This window comes from Pseudomonas sp. P105, from assembly GCF_032614175.1.
Classification (GTDB): domain Bacteria; phylum Pseudomonadota; class Gammaproteobacteria; order Pseudomonadales; family Pseudomonadaceae; genus Aquipseudomonas; species Aquipseudomonas rhizophila.
In genome coordinates this window covers 1,340,305-1,357,100 of sequence record NZ_CP126693.1, presented here as the reverse complement: position 1 = coordinate 1,357,100, position 16,796 = coordinate 1,340,305, and the positions used below count along the sequence as shown (strand labels likewise).

The following is a 16,796-nucleotide window of genomic DNA, read 5'->3' as shown; positions in this document are numbered from 1 at the left end:
CACAGCAGGCTTTCATCGCCAAATCAACAAATAACCCCTGCCCCCGCTTGCGCGCCCTCCTCCTGCTCACTAACGTAGCGCCTTTATCGGTGTCCCCCCCTCCCGCAGGAGCTTTGCCATGGCCTCGCCAGCCTCTATTTTTCCCTTCCCCCGGCTCGGCGTTGCCGCCGCAGTGGCCAGTGTGCTCGGTCTGAGCGGTTGCCAGACCTGGAACGCCCAGGACACGGTTCCTCCGACGTCCGGCGTGCAACCGCTCAAGGGGCTGGCGCAGAACGTCTCGGTTCGACGCAATGCCATGGGCATGCCACTGATCGAGAGCAACAATTTCCATGACGCCCTGTTCAGCCTCGGCTACGTCCATGCCAGCGACCGCATCAGCCAGATGGTGACCATGCGCCTGCTGGCTCAGGGTCGTCTGGCAGAAATGTCCGGCGCCGAACGACTGGACGTCGATCGCTACATGCGTGCGGTCAACCTGAAGAAAAGCGCCGACGAGCTGTACAAAGCCTCCTCGCCGCGGCTCAAACGCTTCTTCGAAGTCTATGCCCGCGGCGTCAACGCGTACCTGTTCCGCTATCGCGACAAGTTGCCGCCGGACCTGGCCGCCAACGGCTACAAACCCGAATACTGGAAACCGCAAGATTCGGCGCTGATGTTTTGCCTGCTCAATTTCAGCCAATCGGCCAACCTGCCGGAAGAAATCGCCGCCTTGGTGCTGGCCCAGACGGTCACCCAGGACAAACTGGCCTGGCTGAGCCCCTCGTACCCGGATGAACAACTGCCGATGGCCGAGGCCGATAAGCTCCAGGGCCTGCGGCTCAGCGGTCAGGTCCCGGGCCTCAACGAAGTCAGCAAGGCCAGCGCTCAGTTGTCCGAACTGAATTTGCTGAATATTGCTTCCTCCAGCAACTGGGCCATCGCCCCGCAGCGCAGCCGCAACGGCAAGAGCCTGCTGGCCAGCGACAGCCATGGCCCATTGAGCGTGCCGTCACTGTGGGTTCCCGTGCAGATTCGTGCGCCCAAGTATCAGGCCGCCGGGGTTTCCGTGGCGGGCATCCCGATGATTCTGGCGGGGTTCAACGGCAAAGTGGCCTGGAGCATGAGCAGCGTGTTGGGCGACAACCAGGACCTGTTCCTGGAAAAAATCCGACGCCAGGGCAATGGTCTGTCCTACGAGGCCAACGGCAAATGGCAACCGGTGATGGTCCGCAACGAAACCTACTTCATCAAAGGCCAGCGACCGATTCGCGAAGCGGTGTATGAGACCCGCCACGGCCCGCTGCTCAACAGCGTCCAGAGCTCGGCCATGGCCAACGGTCTTGGCCTGGCCTTGCAGACGCCGGGCTTTAGCGACGACAAAACCCTGGACGCGTTCTTCGACTTGTCCCGAGCGCAGAATGTCGAGAAAGCCTCCGATGCCAGCCGTGAAATCCGCGCCATCGCGGTGAACATGATCTTTGCCGACGCCAGCCACATTGGCTGGCAAGTCACCGGGCGCTATCCGAACCGCCGCGAAGGCGAAGGCCTGTTGCCATCGCCCGGTTGGGAAGGTCGCTACGATTGGGATGGCTACGCCGACCCGATGCTGCACCCCTACGATCAGGATCCGGCCCAGGGCTGGCTCGGCGCCGCCAACCAGCGAGTCATTCCCGACGGCTACGGCATGCAGTTGTCCAATTCCTGGGGCGCACCGGAGCGCGGCGAGCGTATGGCCGAGCTGGCCGGGGCCGGCAAGCACGACAGCCGCAGCCTGACTGCCATGCAATATGACCAGACCACGACCTTTGCCGCCAAGCTCAAGAAAGTCTTCGAAGCCCCGGGCATGGCCCAACCGCTCAAGCAGGCGATCGACGCGCTACCAGTGGCGGACCGGGCCAAGGCTCGCGAGGCCTATACCCGGCTGATGGCTTTCGATGGCCGGCTCAGCCCAGGCTCCGCCGACGCGGCGATTTATGAACTGTTTCTGCAGGAAAGCATGAAGCAGATCTTCCTCGACGAACTGGGTCCGGACAGCAGCCCGGCGTGGAAAGCGCTGCTCGCCAACGGTCAGTTGTCCTACTCGGCCCAGGCCGATCACTTGCTCGGTCGCGAAGACAGCCCGTTCTGGGATGACGTGCGCACACCGCAGAAGGAAGACAAATCCGTGATCCTGGCCCGCAGCCTGGCAGCGGCCATCACTGCTGGCGACAGCCAGTTGGGCGGTGACCACAAGGCTTGGCAGTGGGGCAAGCTGCATCGCTACGAATGGAAGAACAGCAGCGGCCAAATCGTCCGCGGCCCCCTGCCCGCCGGCGGCGATGCCTCCACGCTCAACAGCTCGGCATTCGTCTGGGGCGAGAGTTTCAACACCACCCAGGCGCCGGCCATGCGGTTCATCGTCGACTTCGGCCAGCCCGAGCCGTTGATGATCCAGGGCGGCACCGGCCAGTCTGGCAACCCCGCCAGCCCGAACTACGTCAATGGCATTGATCCGTGGATCAAGGGGAACTATCAGAACCTGCCATTGCAGCCGCAGAACTTTGAGCGGGCGTACGGCAAGGCGCGCTTGACCCTGGTGCCCGGTAAGTAGGCTGTCCTGTGTGGCGAGGGAATTTATCCCCGCTGGGCTAAACCCCCTCGCCACATTTGTCCGCCCTGCCACCTGATCCTGCCGCACCAAACCCGATAGAACTTCTCCTCCCGCCCCCGCCTCTACCAGACAAGCCCATCTTCCCGGTGAATGCATGGATCTTGTCATTGCCCGCCCCGAAGGCCTGTACTGCCCGCCCGGAGATTTCTACATCGACCCCTGGCGCCCGGTGGAACATTCGGTCATCACCCACGCCCACGGCGATCACGCCCGTGGTGGCAACCAACACTACTTGGCAGCGGCCCCCGGCGAAGGCATTTTGCGTTCGCGATTGGGCCAGGACATCAACCTGCAAACCCTGGCCTACGGCGAGCGCTTGCTGCACCACGGCGTGAGCTTGAGTTTTCATCCTGCCGGCCACGTGCTGGGTTCGGCCCAGGTGCGCCTGGAATATAAAGGCGAGGTCTGGGTGGCGTCCGGGGACTACAAGGTCGAACCCGACGGCACCTGCGCGCCGTTCGAACCGGTGAAGTGTCATACGTTCATTACCGAATCCACCTTCGGCCTGCCGATCTATCGCTGGCAGCCTCAAGCGCAGGTCTTCGACGAAATCAATCAGTGGTGGCGCGGCAACATTGCCGTCGGCCGGGCCAGCGTGCTGTTCTGCTATTCCTTCGGCAAAGCCCAGCGGATTCTCCACGGAATTGACGCGAGCCTGGGTCCGATCCTGGCCCACGGTGCGGTAGAACCCCTGAACCGGGTCTATCGCGAGGCCGGGATCCGTTTGCCAGCGACGGTCTATGCCGGCGACATCAAAAAGAACGACCCGATCATGAACCAGGCGCTGATCATCGCTCCCCCCTCTGCCGGTGGGAGCACCTGGATGCGCCGTTTCGGTGACTACAGCGACGCCTTCGCCAGCGGCTGGATGCGCCTGCGGGGCACCCGTCGGCGACGCGGCGTGGATCGCGGCTTTGTGCTGTCCGACCACGCCGATTGGCCCGGCTTGCTCTGGGCCATCGAACAGACCGGCGCCGAGCGGGTGATGGTCACCCACGGTTCAGTGGGCGTACTGGTGCGCCATTTGTGCGAGCAAGGCCTGGATGCCCAAGGCTTCAGCACCGAATACGGTGACGATGAAGAAGACTCAGGCAGCGCCACCGACGAGGACGCGTCATGAAAGCCTTCGCCCAGTTGTATGCCGAACTGGACGCCACCACCTCCAGCAATGCCAAGCTCGCCGCCATGCAGGATTACTTCACCAAGGCCCCGCCCCAGGACGCAGCGTGGGCCGTGTATTTCCTGTCTGGAGGGCGCCCGCGACAACTGGTACCGGTCAAGACCTTGAGGGAACTGGCGGTGCAGATATCCGGGTTGTCGCTGTGGCTGTTCGAAGAAAGCTATCAAGCCGTGGGTGATCTGGCTGAAACCATCTCACTGGTCCTGCCAGAATCACCTCAGCGTTCCGACGAAGGCCTGGCGCTGTGGATCGAAGAGAAACTCCTGCCGCTGCGCGGTGAATCGCCCGAGGTGCTGGCGGTGCGGTTGCCGGCGTTGTGGGCGCAACTCGACCGAGCCAGCCTGATGCTGTGCATCAAACTCATCACCGGCAGTTTCCGCGTGGGCGTGTCCAAGTTGCTGGTCACGCGCGCGCTGGCGGCCATGGCCGGGCTGGACAGCAAACGGGTCGCCCAGCGGCTGGTGGGGTATACCGACCTGTCCCATCGTCCGACCGCTGCAGGCTACCTCAAGCTCATCGCTGCCGAATCCGCTGATGAGCACGCCCAGCGCGGCGGCCAGCCTTATCCGTTCTTCCTGGCTCATGCGTTATCGCAAGCGGTGGAGCAATTCGACACGACGCTGGGACCGGCCAGTGACTGGCAGGTGGAATGGAAGTGGGACGGAATCCGCGCCCAGGTGGTCAAGCGCGATGGCCATTTGTGGGTCTGGTCCCGGGGCGAAGAGCTGGTCACCGAGCGCTTCCCCGAATTGCACAGCCTGGCGCAGGCGTTGCCCGACGGCACGGTGATCGACGGCGAAATCGTGGTATGGAAAGCCGCGCCGCCATCCACCGCGGATGCCTTCGATCCGGATACGCCGCTGGAACCGAGGGTGCAGCCCTTTGCCCTGCTGCAACAACGCATCGGCCGCAAAACCCTGGGCAAGAAAGTCCTCGAAGACGCCCCCGTGGTGGTGATGGCCTACGACCTGCTGGAATGGCAAGGCGAGGACTGGCGCAGTCGTGTGCAGACCGAGCGCCGCGAACAACTGCAGACCCTGATTGCCCACTGCCGCAGCGCGGTGCTGCTGCCCTCCCCGATCATCACCGGCAAGGATTGGTTCGACCTCGCCCGGCAGCGCGAAGCGTCCCGCAGCCTCGGCGTCGAAGGCATGATGCTCAAGGCCCGCGACGCGCTGTACGGCGTTGGCCGGACCAAGGACATGGGCGTGTGGTGGAAGTGGAAGATCGACCCGTTCAGTGTCGACGCGGTACTGATCTATGCGCAACGCGGGCACGGCCGCCGCGCCAGCTTGTACAGCGACTACACCTTCGCCGTCTGGGACAACCCGCCGGGCAGCCGTGAACGCACACTGGTGCCGTTCGCCAAGGCGTATTCGGGGCTGACCGATGACCAAATGCGTCAGGTCGACAGCATCGTGCGCAAGACCACCGTGGAAAAGTTCGGCCCGGTGAGCAGCGTCACGCCGACCCTGGTTTTTGAGCTGGGCTTCGAAGGTATAGCCTTGTCCAAACGCCACAAGAGCGGGATCGCCGTGCGCTTCCCGCGGATGCTGCGCTGGCGCCAGGACAAAAGCGTCGAGGAGGCTGACACGCTGGCGACGCTTCAGGATCTGTTGAAAGGTTGACCGTTCTCCTCCGAACAGGGCCAGCGTCGGCCCGTGTCATGACGCCCTCCACATCAAGGCGAAAATACTTTCACCCGGTACTTCAAAACGTATGCGTCCATCCCGGCACTGGACAGGGGCATCGCGCTGGCGGCTATCAGGACCGAAAAGGGCGAGGGATGGGCAGGCAGTGCCTGCGCCCTGCAGGCTGATCCGTTGCAGACGGTCGCCCTTGTTTACCCCCAGCACGCTGCGTTCGTTGCCGCGGGCCATCGCCAGGGCATCGACCTCGAACGCGCTGTTGTCCATACGCAGAACCTGATCGAGCCAGTGCGACTGGATGAATTGCTGCGCCAAGCCTACCGGTTTGAGCTCGAAGCGATCGGGTCCTGGCAGGCGGATCATGCCTTTGAGGTGGTGCGGATCGTCAGCGGCCTGAAACCAGTTGAGCACGTCGAGCAAACCATCCTGGGCTGAGTTGATCGCAACCGAGGCCCACCAGAGCGATGCGAAGTGCGTCTCCTGTTCGTAGGGGCTCACGCTTGAGCCACTGGAGATATTGGTCTGGTCCAGCAACAACGCCTTGCGTGGCCGGCCATCGGCTTGCAGGCCGACGACTTCGGCGGCCCGGCGCACGGAGTCGCGGTAGACCCGCGTGGCCAGCAGGTCGCGAATCATCCACTCGTGCCAGGCCAAGGCATCGATTTGTGCTGCCGATTCGTCGAGCATCCGCCGAGCCCAGTCGATGCCACGGTGCTGGGCGCCTCGTCGCGTAAACGGTCCATTGACGAAACGCGAGCTGGCGGGCATGGCGATGCGCACGCCGGCCTCCCGCGCCCCCGGGTAGTCGAGCACCTGGCGATACATGGCGTCGAAGAAGTGCTTGTACGTCGCATAGTCGGGATAGTTGTAATTGGGTTCGTCGGCAAACGAGAGGTAGTGCGTGCCGCTACCCAGGGCTACGGTGGCCGCCAGCCAGGCGTTCAGGCCGGCGTTGCTCTGGCTGTTGGCCTTCAGGTCGGCCTTACGCCCAGTGGCGGCCAGCAAGGTGATGTTCGTATCAATGCCACCGCGTTCCAGATAAAAACGTCTGAAGGCATCTTCGTAATGGGGGTCAGCGGCCATGATGTCGACGGCGCTGTAAAAGCTGCCCGCACGGGGCTTGAGCGCGTCGAGCGCGCTGTAGCTTGCCGGCGGTGGAAGCAGGTAGGGCAAGGCCAAGCCCAGGCGCGGCGTGGGGCCCAGCATGTCGGGGTGCAGGGCCAGTTCGGTGCGGCCGCTGTCCTGCCGCAGCGGCTGCAGGTGCTGCGGGCGCTGGGCGAACAGGTTGGCGGTGCCGTCCAGCCAGAAGGCCGCTTTACCTCTACCTTGCAGGCGCAGGCGCCAGTCTTGATCCCTATCGCTGACGGGTAAGGCAACCTGGTCGAACTTCGGGTACTCCTGGTAGGGCTTGAGCCTCAGTTCGACTGTTTTGCCATCGCCCAGGCGCTCGGCATTCAGAGCCCTGACGCCGCCGAAATACTTGCCTGCCAAGATCGCCTGCTCGCCACCGCGGACCTTGAAATACAACTCGACGTTGGCGGCGGTCTCGACGCTGAAGTGCACTTTCGTCGGCGCGAACAGGGCGACGGTCTTGTCGTCGTGCTCGAAGCGATAGCGCCTGAAGCTATAGCCCGGGACTTCGACACGGTAACTGGCGGCGCTGGCGGGCAATGCCCAGTCTTGTTTGCCGCTCCCTTCGCTGGCGGGAATAAAACGCTCGTCGCGCAGTTGCCCCTGGCCGTCGAGCAAGTAGATGCGTTCTTCATTAGCGTCGGTTTGCCAGGCCGGCACCCAACTGACGCGCAAGGTGTCGTCGCGCCCTGCCTGCAAATAGAGGCTGCCGTCACGCACATCGCCCCAGCGCATTGGCGCGGCCTGGGCCAGGCTGCTGAACGCCAGCGTTAATATCACGGCGATGCGTTTCATAATGTCCTTTTCACCATCTAACTGAGGCGCGTTGGCGCTCTGCCATCATCGTTCTATACAGTAGTCGCTGTGTAACAGGCGTGAGAAAAATAGTGTGAATCGTCGATGAACGGCATTTGAAGATATGTATTCAGATGGCGTTTTATGCGCTTCTAAAAAAACTATTGATGTCCCGCCCACTAGCAGTTTTTCTGACGCCGTAATTGCGTCATCAGGGTATCTATCACGACAATAAAAAACCGACTTGCTCTTTTAAAGAGCAATGCTAACGTGACATCAGAGCCCACTATTTATTTAAGTGTCTTAAACCGTCCAGATCCTGCGCCAGGCCCTTCATGCAACAGTGACGGGGATACCCTCATTCAGGGAGTGGGCAGCCGCCCTCCCAGGGTGCTGCCCCAATGACGTGGCGACCGGAGTGAAACCCAAGACGTGCCAATCGTACAAGCAAGGGAGCCTGACATGCGCGCAGAGCAGCGGTTTCATTCACTGGACAGTTTCAGGGGATTGATGGCCATTTCAGTAATGCTCTATCACTTGCGCGTCAGCGGTAGTTTCACCGAATGGTTGTTATTCCGTCACGCTGAAGTATTTGTATCTTTCTTTTTTGTATTGAGTGGCTTTGTATTGACGCACGCCTATGGCAGCTCGGTAAAATTTAACTTTAGAAAGTTCTTCATTTCACGAACCTTCCGCTTGCTTCCCTTGCACCTCTTTATGTTGGGCGTCTTTATACTGTTAGAGTGCGGTCGATATTGGGCTGCGCAAAAAGGCATGGACTTCAACAATGCGCCATTCTCAGGAAAGTTCGCCCCTTCTGAAATCCTGCCGAATGCACTGCTGTTGCAATCCTGGACGCATTTGACTAACCCACTGTCATTCAACTATCCGTCCTGGAGCATCAGTATCGAGTATTACACCTACATGATCTTCGCCCTGATCGTGTGTATCGCTTTCGGCATCAGGACATGGATATGGGCGACGGTGATGCTCCTGGCCTTGGCGCTGATGTATGCCGGTAATACCTTCTTCACCATCGAGTCGCTGCGCGGCCTCGCTTACTTTTTCACTGGCTGTCTGGCTTACGCCGTGTACCTGAGGCTCCCTCAGCCCAGCCGGGCCCAGACCTGGTTATTGAGCACGCTTGAAGTGGCGGCTGTGACAGTGGCGCTGATTTTCGTGATCAACGATTTTGCAGGCAAGCAGTTGTGGGCCAGTCCGTTGTTCGCTGTCATCGTTGTGATATTCGCCTTTGATCGTGGCGCCGTGTCGCGGCTGTTGGCGGGCCGTGGCTTCGGTTTTCTCGGCAAGTTGTCTTATTCCATCTACCTGACCCACGCGGCCGTTCTGTTTTGCGTAGTGTCGGCATTCATGGTGGCGAAGAAAATCGTTGGCGTTGACATTGCACCGGTGATCGACGGGACTCGCTACCTGGACCTCGGTAATGTACTGCTCAACAACCTCATCGCTTTGCTGGTAACGGGATCGGTAGTCCTGGTGTCGATGTTCACCTACCGATATGTCGAAATGACCGGGCAATCCCTTGGCCGAGCGCTTAGCAACACCCCCTCGCACAGCGGTCCGGTATTGAGGCCTGATACCGAGGCGTGAAAAAACAGCAGCGTCCGCGCCATCCTGGTGCATCTTTTAATGCCTGCTCATCCCCGCGCACCATCACGTCCCGCTGGCTGCCGCCAAAGTTTTTAAAACGCTTGTTCGGCACTCTGGTTCGGAAATTGCTACCTTTATGCCGTCATACCGTTCTCGCCTTCACCGGTAACAATACTTACGCGCCACAAGCGCTCATATTGGTTTTAGGGATTGAATAATGAAAAAAGCACTGCTGACCCTTTCTGCACTGGCGTTGTGCATGGCCGCCGGCGTCGCCACGGCCAAGGAATACAAGGAACTGCGTTTTGGTGTCGACCCGTCCTATGCCCCGTTTGAATCCAAGGCCGCCGACGGTAGCCTGGTAGGTTTCGATATCGACCTGGGCAATGCAATCTGCGAAGAATTGAAGGTCAAGTGCCGCTGGGTCGAAAGCGATTTCGACGGCATGATCCCTGGCCTGAAGGCCAATAAGTTCGACGGCGTGATCTCGTCCATGACCGTGACCCCGGCCCGGGAAAAAGTCATCGACTTCTCCAACGAGCTGTTCTCCGGCCCGACCTCGTATGTGTTCAAGAAGGGTTCCGGCCTGAGCGAAGATGTCGCGTCCCTCAAAGGCAAGACCGTCGGTTACGAGCAAGGCACCATCCAGGAAACCTATGCCAAAACCGTACTGGACAAGGCTGGGGTCAAGACCCAGGCCTACCAGAACCAGGACCAGGTTTATGCCGACCTGACCTCCGGCCGCCTCGATGCGTCGATCCAGGACATGCTGCAGGCCGAACTGGGCTTCTTGAAATCGCCAAAAGGTGGTGACTATGAAGTCAGCAAACCCGTGGACAGCGAACTGCTGCCTTCCAAGACCGCCATCGGTATCAAGAAAGGTAACAAAGAGCTGAAGGCTCTTTTGGATAAAGGTATCAAAGCGTTACACGAAGACGGCAAGTACGCCGAGATCCAGAAGAAACACTTTGGCGATCTGAATCTGTACAGCGGCAAATAATGCGCAGCGCCCATCCGGCCTCGGATGGGCGCTTTTTTTCTGCCAAAGGCCTCTTCCATGTTCGAACAACTCCTACAAAATCTGGGGCTCAGCGCCTTCAGCCTGCAGGGCTTCGGCCCGCTGCTGATGCAGGGCACCTGGATGACCATCAAGCTGGCGGTCCTGTCTTTGTTACTGAGCGTTTTGCTCGGCCTGCTGGGGGCCAGCGCCAAGCTGTCCAGCGTCAAACTGCTGCGTATCCCGGCCCAGCTCTACACCACGCTGATTCGCGGCGTGCCGGACCTGGTGCTGATGCTGCTGATCTTCTACAGCCTGCAAACCTGGCTGACCTCTTTTACCGACTTCATGGAATGGGAATACATCGAGATCAACCCATTCGGCGCCGGGGTCATCACCCTGGGCTTCATTTATGGCGCGTACTTCACCGAGACCTTTCGCGGGGCGATTCTCGCGGTGCCCCGGGGTCAGGTCGAAGCCGCCACGGCGTATGGCCTCAAGCGTGGCCAGCGTTTCCGGTTCGTGGTGTTTCCGCAAATGATGCGCTTTGCCCTGCCGGGCATCGGCAATAACTGGATGGTGATGCTCAAGGCCACCGCGCTGGTGTCGATCATCGGCCTGGCCGATTTGGTCAAGGCCGCCCAGGATGCCGGCAAAAGCACCTACCAACTGTTTTACTTCCTCGTGCTCGCGGCGCTGATCTATCTGCTGATCACCAGCGCGTCCAATGTCGTGCTGCGCTGGCTTGAACGCCGTTACGCCGCCGGTGCACGGGAGGCGGTGCGATGATCGAACTTCTTCAGGAATACTGGCGACCGTTCCTCTACAGCGACGGCAATCACATCACTGGCCTGGCCATGACGATGTGGCTGCTCAGCGCCTCGCTGCTGATCGGCTTCGTGATCTCGATCCCGCTGTCCATCGCCCGGGTCTCCCCCAAAGTCTACGTACGCTGGCCAGTGCAGTTCTACACGTACCTGTTCCGCGGCACGCCGCTCTACATACAGCTATTGATCTGCTACACCGGCATCTACAGCCTCGAAGCCGTGCGCGCCCAGCCCCTGCTCGACAGCTTCTTTCGCGATGCGATGAACTGCACGATCCTGGCCTTCGCCCTGAACACCTGCGCCTACACCACGGAAATCTTCGCCGGGGCGATTCGCAGCATGAACCATGGCGAAGTCGAAGCGGCCAAGGCTTATGGCTTGACGGGCTGGAAGCTGTACGCGTACGTGATCATGCCGTCGGCGTTGCGACGTTCGCTGCCGTACTACAGCAACGAAGTCATCCTGATGTTGCACTCGACGACCGTGGCGTTCACCGCTACCGTTCCAGACGTGCTCAAAGTCGCCCGGGACGCCAACTCGGCCACCTTCCTGACCTTCCAGTCGTTCGGTATCGCCGCGTTGATCTACCTGACCGTGACCTTTGCACTGGTGGGCCTTTTCCGCCTCGCCGAACGCCGCTGGCTGGCCTTTCTCGGGCCGACTCACTAGGGCTTCTGTTCCAGGACATACACGCAAATGCGCCACCAGATTCATGACCTGCTGGCCCCACTGCCGGGGACCGCACGCAAGATCCACAGCTTTCACTTCGGCCCGGAAGAAGCCGTCGGCAAAATCTACATCCAGTCGTCCCTGCACGCTGATGAGTTGCCCGGCATGCTGGTGGCCTGGCACCTCAAGCAGCGTCTGGCCGAGCTTGAGGCATCCGGTCACCTGCGGCACGAAATCGTGCTGGTGCCCGTGGCCAACCCCATCGGCCTGGAACAAGTGCTGATGGACGTGCCGCTGGGCCGCTACGAAATGGAGAGCGGGCAGAATTTCAACCGCCGGTTCGTCGACCTGAGCGAAGAGATCGGCAACCAGATCGAAGGCCAGCTCACGGATGATCCACAGCACAACCTGATGCTGATCCGCGAACACCTGCGCGACGCCCTCGCCCGCCAGACCGCCAGCACGCAATTGCAATCCCAGCGCCTGGTTCTGCAACGGCTGGCCTGCGACGCCGACATGGTGCTGGACCTGCATTGTGATTTCGAAGCGGTCGCTCATCTCTACACCACCCCCGAAGCCTGGCCTCAGGTCGAGCCGCTGGCCCGCTACATCGGCGCCGAAGCGAGCCTGCTGGCAACGGATTCGGGCGGTCAGTCGTTCGATGAATGCTTCACCCTGCTCTGGTGGCAACTCAAGGAGCGCTTCGGCGAACAATTCGAGATTCCCCTGGGCAGTTTTTCGGTCACCGTCGAACTGCGCGGCCAGGGCGACGTCACCCACGACCTGGCGAGTCTCGACTGCCAGGCCCTGATCGAATACCTGATCCGCTTCGGTGCCATTGACGGCGAACCGATGCCCTTGCCCGACCTGCCCTACCCGGCTACGCCGCTGGCCGGCGTGGAGCCGGTGGCGACACCGGTCGGCGGCCTGCTGGTCTACAGCGCCGTGCCCGGGGAGTACCTGGAGGCGGGGCAACTGGTGGCGCAAATCATCGACCCCATCAACGACACCGTCACCCCCGTTCATTGCTGCAATGCCGGGCTGCTGTACGCCCGCTCGCTGCGTCGCATGGCCACTGCCGGCATGGTGATCGCCCATGTCGCCGGCGCCGAAGCCTACCGCAGCGGCTACCTACTTTCGCCTTGAGGATGCATGCCCCATGTACAAACTGACCATCGAAGGCCTGCATAAGAGCTATGGCGAACATCAGGTGCTCAAAGGCGTTTCGCTCAAGGCCAGGACCGGCGACGTCATCAGCCTGATCGGCGCCAGCGGCTCGGGCAAAAGTACCTTTTTGCGCTGCATCAACTTTCTGGAACAACCCAACGACGGCGCAATGAGCCTGGACGGCCAGGCGATCCGCATGATCAACGACCGCCACGGCATGCGCGTGGCCGACGAAAAGGAACTGCAGCGCCTGCGCACCCGCCTGGCCATGGTTTTCCAGCACTTCAACCTGTGGAGCCACATGAGCGTACTGGAAAACATCACCATGGCGCCGCGCCGGGTGTTGGGCGTCAGTCAGCAGGAAGCCGAAGACCGTGCCCGTCGTTATCTCGACAAGGTCGGCCTGCCGGCGCGAGTGGCCGAACAGTACCCGGCGTTCCTCTCCGGTGGTCAGCAACAGCGCGTGGCCATCGCCCGCGCACTGGCGATGGAGCCGGAGGTGATGCTGTTCGACGAACCCACCTCGGCCCTTGACCCGGAGTTGGTGGGAGAAGTCTTGAAGGTGATTCAGGGCCTGGCCGAAGAAGGCCGGACCATGATCATGGTGACCCACGAAATGAGCTTCGCTCGCAAGGTGTCTGATCAGGTGCTGTTTCTGCACCAGGGCCTGGTGGAAGAAGAAGGCGCGCCGGAAGACGTGCTGGGCAATCCCAAAAGCGAGCGGCTCCAGCAGTTTCTCAGTGGCAACCTGAAATAAACCCGACAAACCTGAAAGACTGCTTCTGTGGCGAGGGAGCTTGCTCCCGCTGGGCTGCGAAGCAGCCCCCAGGCGCTGGATGACACACTGCTGGGGACGCTGCGCGTCCAGCGGGAGCAAGCTCCCTCGCCACAAAAGCGCCCTCGCCACGATTTTCTTCATTAAACCTTTCATCCCTCACCGCGGTCACTGAAAGAGGACTTTCAGGGCGCACGCGGCGGGTATGGCGACATCCAACAACTACGCAAACCAGTGGTTCAGCGCCCGCGGCTGGAAGCCGTTCGCCTTTCAAAAACAAGTATGGGCTGCCGTCAAACGCGGCGAATCCGGGCTGTTGCACGCCAACACCGGGGCCGGCAAGACCTACGCCGTGTGGTTCGCGGCGCTCAACCGGTTCGCCCGCTCGGCGCCACCGCCGGATAAACCCCGTAAACGCAAACCAGTGACCGAACCGCTGACGGTCCTGTGGATCACGCCGATGCGCGCGCTGGCCGCCGATACAGGCAAAGCCCTCGAGACACCACTGGCAGAGCTGCAGATTCCATGGAGCGTCGGCCTGCGCACCGGCGACACCAGCGCCAGCGAACGCGCCCGCCAGGGTCGGCGTCTGCCCACCGCGCTGATCACCACGCCCGAAAGCCTGACCCTGATGCTCGCCCGTGCCGATGCGCAAACGGCCACTTCGACGCTGCGCATGGTCGTGGTGGATGAATGGCACGAGTTGCTCGGCAACAAACGGGGGGTGCAGTTGCAATTGGCATTGGCGCGCTTGCGGCGCTGGCATCCCCAACTCATCGTCTGGGGTGTGTCCGCCACCTTGGGTAACCAGGCCCACGCCGAACAGGTATTAATCCCGCAAGGCAATGGCATCAGCGTGCAGGGGGCCAACGGCAAGGCGCTACGGGTCGATACGCTGCTCCCCCCGGCCCTCGAACGTTTTCCGTGGGCCGGCCACATCGGCCTGAAGATGCTGCCCCAGGTCATTGCTGAAATAGACGCCAGCAGCAGTTGCCTGGTTTTCACCAACACCCGGGCGCAATCGGAAATCTGGTATCAGGCCATTCTCCAAGCCAGGCCGGACTGGGCCGGGCTGATCGCGCTGCATCACAGTTCATTGTCCCGGGAAACTCGCGACTGGGTAGAGCAGGCCCTCAAGGACGGGCAGCTCAAGGCGGTGGTCTGCACCTCCAGCCTGGATCTGGGGGTGGACTTCTTGCCAGTCGAACGGGTCCTGCAGATTGGCTCGGCCAAAGGCGTGGCGCGGCTGATGCAGCGCGCCGGGCGTTCTGGTCATGCGCCGGGGCGGACCTCGCGGGTCACGCTGGTGCCGACCCACAGCCTGGAGCTGATCGAAGCCGCCGCCGCACAAGACGCCGTGGCTCAGCGGCGCATCGAACCCCGGGAATCGCCCCACAAGCCGCTGGATGTATTGGTCCAGCATCTGGTCAGCATGGCCCTGGGCGGCGGTTTCCTGCCTGACGAGCTGTTTGAGGAAGTGCGCGGCGCCTGGGCCTATCGGGACCTCAACGAAGCCGAATGGGCCTGGGCCCTGGCCTTCGTGCGCCATGGTGGGCTGTCATTGACCGCCTATCCCGACTACCGGCGGGTCGAGCCGGACGAACACGGCGTGTGGCGAGTCCCCGATGCGCGACTGGCCCGACGACATCGCATGAGCATCGGCACCATCGTCAGCGACGCCAGCCTGCAATTGAAGTTCTGGAGCAAAGGCGGTGGCGGCAAGACCTTGGGCAGCGTGGAAGAAGGCTTCATCGCTCGCTTGCGGCCTGGAGATGGTTTTCTGTTTGCCGGACGCTTGCTGGAATTGGTCCGCGTCGAAGACATGACCGCCTACGTGCGACGCAGCCAGGCCAAAAAAGCCGCCGTGCCGCGCTGGAACGGCGGGCGGATGCCGCTTTCCAGCGAGCTGGCCGGCGCCGTCGTGGCCCGTCTGAGCGAGGCCGCCACGGGCCGCTTCGAGGGCCCGGAGATGAGCGCCGTGCAGCCCTTGTTATCGATCCAACAACGCTGGTCCGGTTTACCCACGCAAGAAACATTGTTGGCCGAGCGCCTCAAATCCCGCGAGGGCTGGCATTTGTTTCTGTATCCCTTTGCCGGGCGCCAGGTTCATCTGGGGTTGGCGAGCCTGCTGGCCTGGCGCGTCAGCCGACAACAGCCGGTGACGTTTTCCATCGCGGTGAACGATTACGGCCTGGAACTGCTCAGTGCCACGGCACTGGACTGGACGCAGCACCTGGGGCCGGAACTCCTGAGCGTCGACAACCTGCTGGCCGATGTGCTGGCGAGCCTGAACGCCGGAGAGCTGGCGCTTCGACGCTTTCGCGAAATCGCGCGGATCGCCGGACTGGTATTTGCCGGCTATCCCGGCGCGCCAAAAAGTACCCGTCAAGTCCAGGCGTCCAGCGGGTTGTTCTTTCAGGTGTTCAAGCAATACGACGCCGACAACCTCTTGCTGGCCCAGGCCGGGGAAGAAGTCCTGCGTGAAGAATTGGATATACGCCGACTGGAGCAGACCTTGGAACGCCTCAATACCTTGAAACTCGACCTGCATGCCATTAAACGGCCCACCCCACTGGGATTCCCCTTGCTGGTGGAGCGATTCAGGGAAAGCATGAGTTCGGAGAAGCTCGCTGATCGCATCCGGCGGATGGTCAGCGAACTGGAAACGACCGCTGATCGTGGTGACGCCTGATGCCGGCGCCCTATCCCGTCAGCCTGGCCGGCGAAGAACTCTGGTTATTGCCGGAAAAAGCCCTGTACTGGCCTGCCCAGCAAACCCTGATGGTCGCCGATGTGCATTTCGGCAAGGCCGCTGCTTATCGCAGCCTTGGCCAACCGGTGCCCCATGGTACGACGGCCAGCAACATCGCCGTGCTGGACGGGCTACTGGCGAGCCTGCCATGTCGCCAGCTGATCTTCCTAGGCGACTTTCTCCACGGTCCAGGTTCCCATGCCCCAGGCACCTTGAAGGCCCTTTGTAGCTGGCGTGAACGACATCAGCACCTGGCCATGACGCTGATTCGCGGCAATCACGACAAACGTGCCGGCGACCCGCCGCCAGCGCTGAACATCCGGGTCGTGCCGGAGCCTTTGTTGCTCGGACCTTTCGCCGTACAACATGAGCCCGATCCGCATCCCAGCCGCCACGTCCTGGCGGGCCATGTCCATCCCGTCTACCACCTGAGCGGCAAAGGACGGCAACGGCTGCGCCTGGCCTGCTTCCGGCTCGCCAGCGACATCAGCCTGCTACCGGCCTTTGGCGCATTCACAGGGGGTCATCGGGTCGAACAGGACAATGACTGCAGGATATTTGTCATTGGGGATAACGAAATATGGCCGATCAGCTGACAGCGTGAAGCTGCAAGC

Annotated in this window: 12 protein-coding genes; 11 read left to right on the top strand and 1 reads right to left on the bottom strand. The window is 61.5% G+C overall.

Going from position 1 to position 16,796, the window contains the following annotated elements; genetic code table 11:
* Positions 1 to 118 precede the first annotated feature (118 nt).
* The 3 genes from QOM08_RS06075 (at position 119) to QOM08_RS06065 (ending at position 5,437) form a co-directional block, all read left to right on the top strand.
* Positions 119 to 2,569 (top strand): penicillin acylase family protein, encoded by a 2,451-nt coding sequence (locus tag QOM08_RS06075; protein WP_316912709.1) that lies wholly within the window; start codon positions 119 to 121, stop codon positions 2,567 to 2,569.
* Positions 2,570 to 2,723: 154 nt separating this feature from the next.
* Positions 2,724 to 3,749, top strand: coding sequence for a ligase-associated DNA damage response exonuclease (locus tag QOM08_RS06070; RefSeq protein WP_316912708.1), 1,026 nt, complete (start codon positions 2,724 to 2,726; stop codon positions 3,747 to 3,749).
* Positions 3,746 to 5,437: an ATP-dependent DNA ligase gene (locus QOM08_RS06065; RefSeq protein WP_188251224.1), complete on the top strand. Its 1,692-nt coding sequence runs from the start codon at positions 3,746 to 3,748 to the stop codon at positions 5,435 to 5,437. Before QOM08_RS06070 ends, QOM08_RS06065 begins: the two co-directional genes overlap by 4 nt.
* 36 nt (positions 5,438 to 5,473) lie before the next feature.
* On the opposite strand, the gene QOM08_RS06060 is transcribed toward QOM08_RS06065, so the two are convergent.
* Positions 5,474 to 7,384 carry a hypothetical protein gene (locus tag QOM08_RS06060; RefSeq protein WP_316912707.1) on the bottom strand — a complete coding sequence of 637 codons (1,911 nt, stop codon included), beginning with the start codon at positions 7,382 to 7,384 and terminating at the stop codon, positions 5,474 to 5,476.
* Positions 7,385 to 7,846: 462 nt separating this feature from the next.
* Between QOM08_RS06060 and QOM08_RS06055 the strand changes: the two genes are divergently transcribed.
* The 8 genes from QOM08_RS06055 (at position 7,847) to pdeM (ending at position 16,778) form a co-directional block, all read left to right on the top strand.
* Positions 7,847 to 8,995, top strand: a complete 1,149-nt coding sequence (locus QOM08_RS06055; protein ID WP_107321602.1) for an acyltransferase family protein — start codon at positions 7,847 to 7,849, stop codon at positions 8,993 to 8,995.
* Between the two features lie 217 nt (positions 8,996 to 9,212).
* Positions 9,213 to 9,995, top strand: coding sequence for a transporter substrate-binding domain-containing protein (locus QOM08_RS06050; RefSeq protein ID WP_047228420.1), 783 nt, complete (start codon positions 9,213 to 9,215; stop codon positions 9,993 to 9,995).
* A 57-nt stretch (positions 9,996 to 10,052) separates the two neighbouring features.
* Positions 10,053 to 10,781, top strand: a complete 729-nt coding sequence (locus QOM08_RS06045; RefSeq protein WP_047228421.1) for an ABC transporter permease — start codon at positions 10,053 to 10,055, stop codon at positions 10,779 to 10,781.
* A complete protein-coding gene (locus QOM08_RS06040) occupies positions 10,778 to 11,488 on the top strand; it encodes an ABC transporter permease (RefSeq protein ID WP_047228422.1) in 711 nt (236 codons plus the stop codon). The genes QOM08_RS06045 and QOM08_RS06040 overlap by 4 nt, the downstream gene beginning before the upstream one ends.
* Positions 11,489 to 11,515: 27 nt before the next feature.
* Positions 11,516 to 12,634, top strand: coding sequence for a succinylglutamate desuccinylase/aspartoacylase family protein (locus QOM08_RS06035; protein ID WP_047228423.1), 1,119 nt, complete (start codon positions 11,516 to 11,518; stop codon positions 12,632 to 12,634).
* Between the two features lie 13 nt (positions 12,635 to 12,647).
* Positions 12,648 to 13,412 (top strand): ABC transporter ATP-binding protein, encoded by a 765-nt coding sequence (locus tag QOM08_RS06030; RefSeq protein WP_047228424.1) that lies wholly within the window; start codon positions 12,648 to 12,650, stop codon positions 13,410 to 13,412.
* A gap of 223 nt (positions 13,413 to 13,635) precedes the next feature.
* Positions 13,636 to 16,122 carry a ligase-associated DNA damage response DEXH box helicase gene (locus QOM08_RS06025; RefSeq protein ID WP_316912706.1) on the top strand — a complete coding sequence of 829 codons (2,487 nt, stop codon included), beginning with the start codon at positions 13,636 to 13,638 and terminating at the stop codon, positions 16,120 to 16,122.
* A complete protein-coding gene (gene pdeM / locus QOM08_RS06020; RefSeq protein WP_316912705.1) occupies positions 16,122 to 16,778 on the top strand; it encodes a ligase-associated DNA damage response endonuclease PdeM in 657 nt (218 codons plus the stop codon). Before QOM08_RS06025 ends, pdeM begins: the two co-directional genes overlap by 1 nt.
* Positions 16,779 to 16,796 lie beyond the last annotated feature (18 nt).

Bases quoted from the DNA above. Each gene is read 5' to 3' on its own strand.
- QOM08_RS06075 (WP_316912709.1), top strand. From the start codon at position 119: ATGGCCTCGCCAGCCTCTATTTTTCCCTTCCCCCGGCTCGGCGTTGCC.
- QOM08_RS06070 (WP_316912708.1), top strand. From the start codon at position 2,724: ATGGATCTTGTCATTGCCCGCCCCGAAGGCCTGTACTGCCCGCCCGGA.
- QOM08_RS06065 (WP_188251224.1), top strand. From the start codon at position 3,746: ATGAAAGCCTTCGCCCAGTTGTATGCCGAACTGGACGCCACCACCTCC.
- QOM08_RS06060 (WP_316912707.1), bottom strand. From the start codon at position 7,384: ATGAAACGCATCGCCGTGATATTAACGCTGGCGTTCAGCAGCCTGGCC.
- QOM08_RS06055 (WP_107321602.1), top strand. From the start codon at position 7,847: ATGCGCGCAGAGCAGCGGTTTCATTCACTGGACAGTTTCAGGGGATTG.
- QOM08_RS06050 (WP_047228420.1), top strand. From the start codon at position 9,213: ATGAAAAAAGCACTGCTGACCCTTTCTGCACTGGCGTTGTGCATGGCC.
- QOM08_RS06045 (WP_047228421.1), top strand. From the start codon at position 10,053: ATGTTCGAACAACTCCTACAAAATCTGGGGCTCAGCGCCTTCAGCCTG.
- QOM08_RS06040 (WP_047228422.1), top strand. From the start codon at position 10,778: ATGATCGAACTTCTTCAGGAATACTGGCGACCGTTCCTCTACAGCGAC.
- QOM08_RS06035 (WP_047228423.1), top strand. From the start codon at position 11,516: ATGCGCCACCAGATTCATGACCTGCTGGCCCCACTGCCGGGGACCGCA.
- QOM08_RS06030 (WP_047228424.1), top strand. From the start codon at position 12,648: ATGTACAAACTGACCATCGAAGGCCTGCATAAGAGCTATGGCGAACAT.
- QOM08_RS06025 (WP_316912706.1), top strand. From the start codon at position 13,636: ATGGCGACATCCAACAACTACGCAAACCAGTGGTTCAGCGCCCGCGGC.
- pdeM (WP_316912705.1), top strand. From the start codon at position 16,122: ATGCCGGCGCCCTATCCCGTCAGCCTGGCCGGCGAAGAACTCTGGTTA.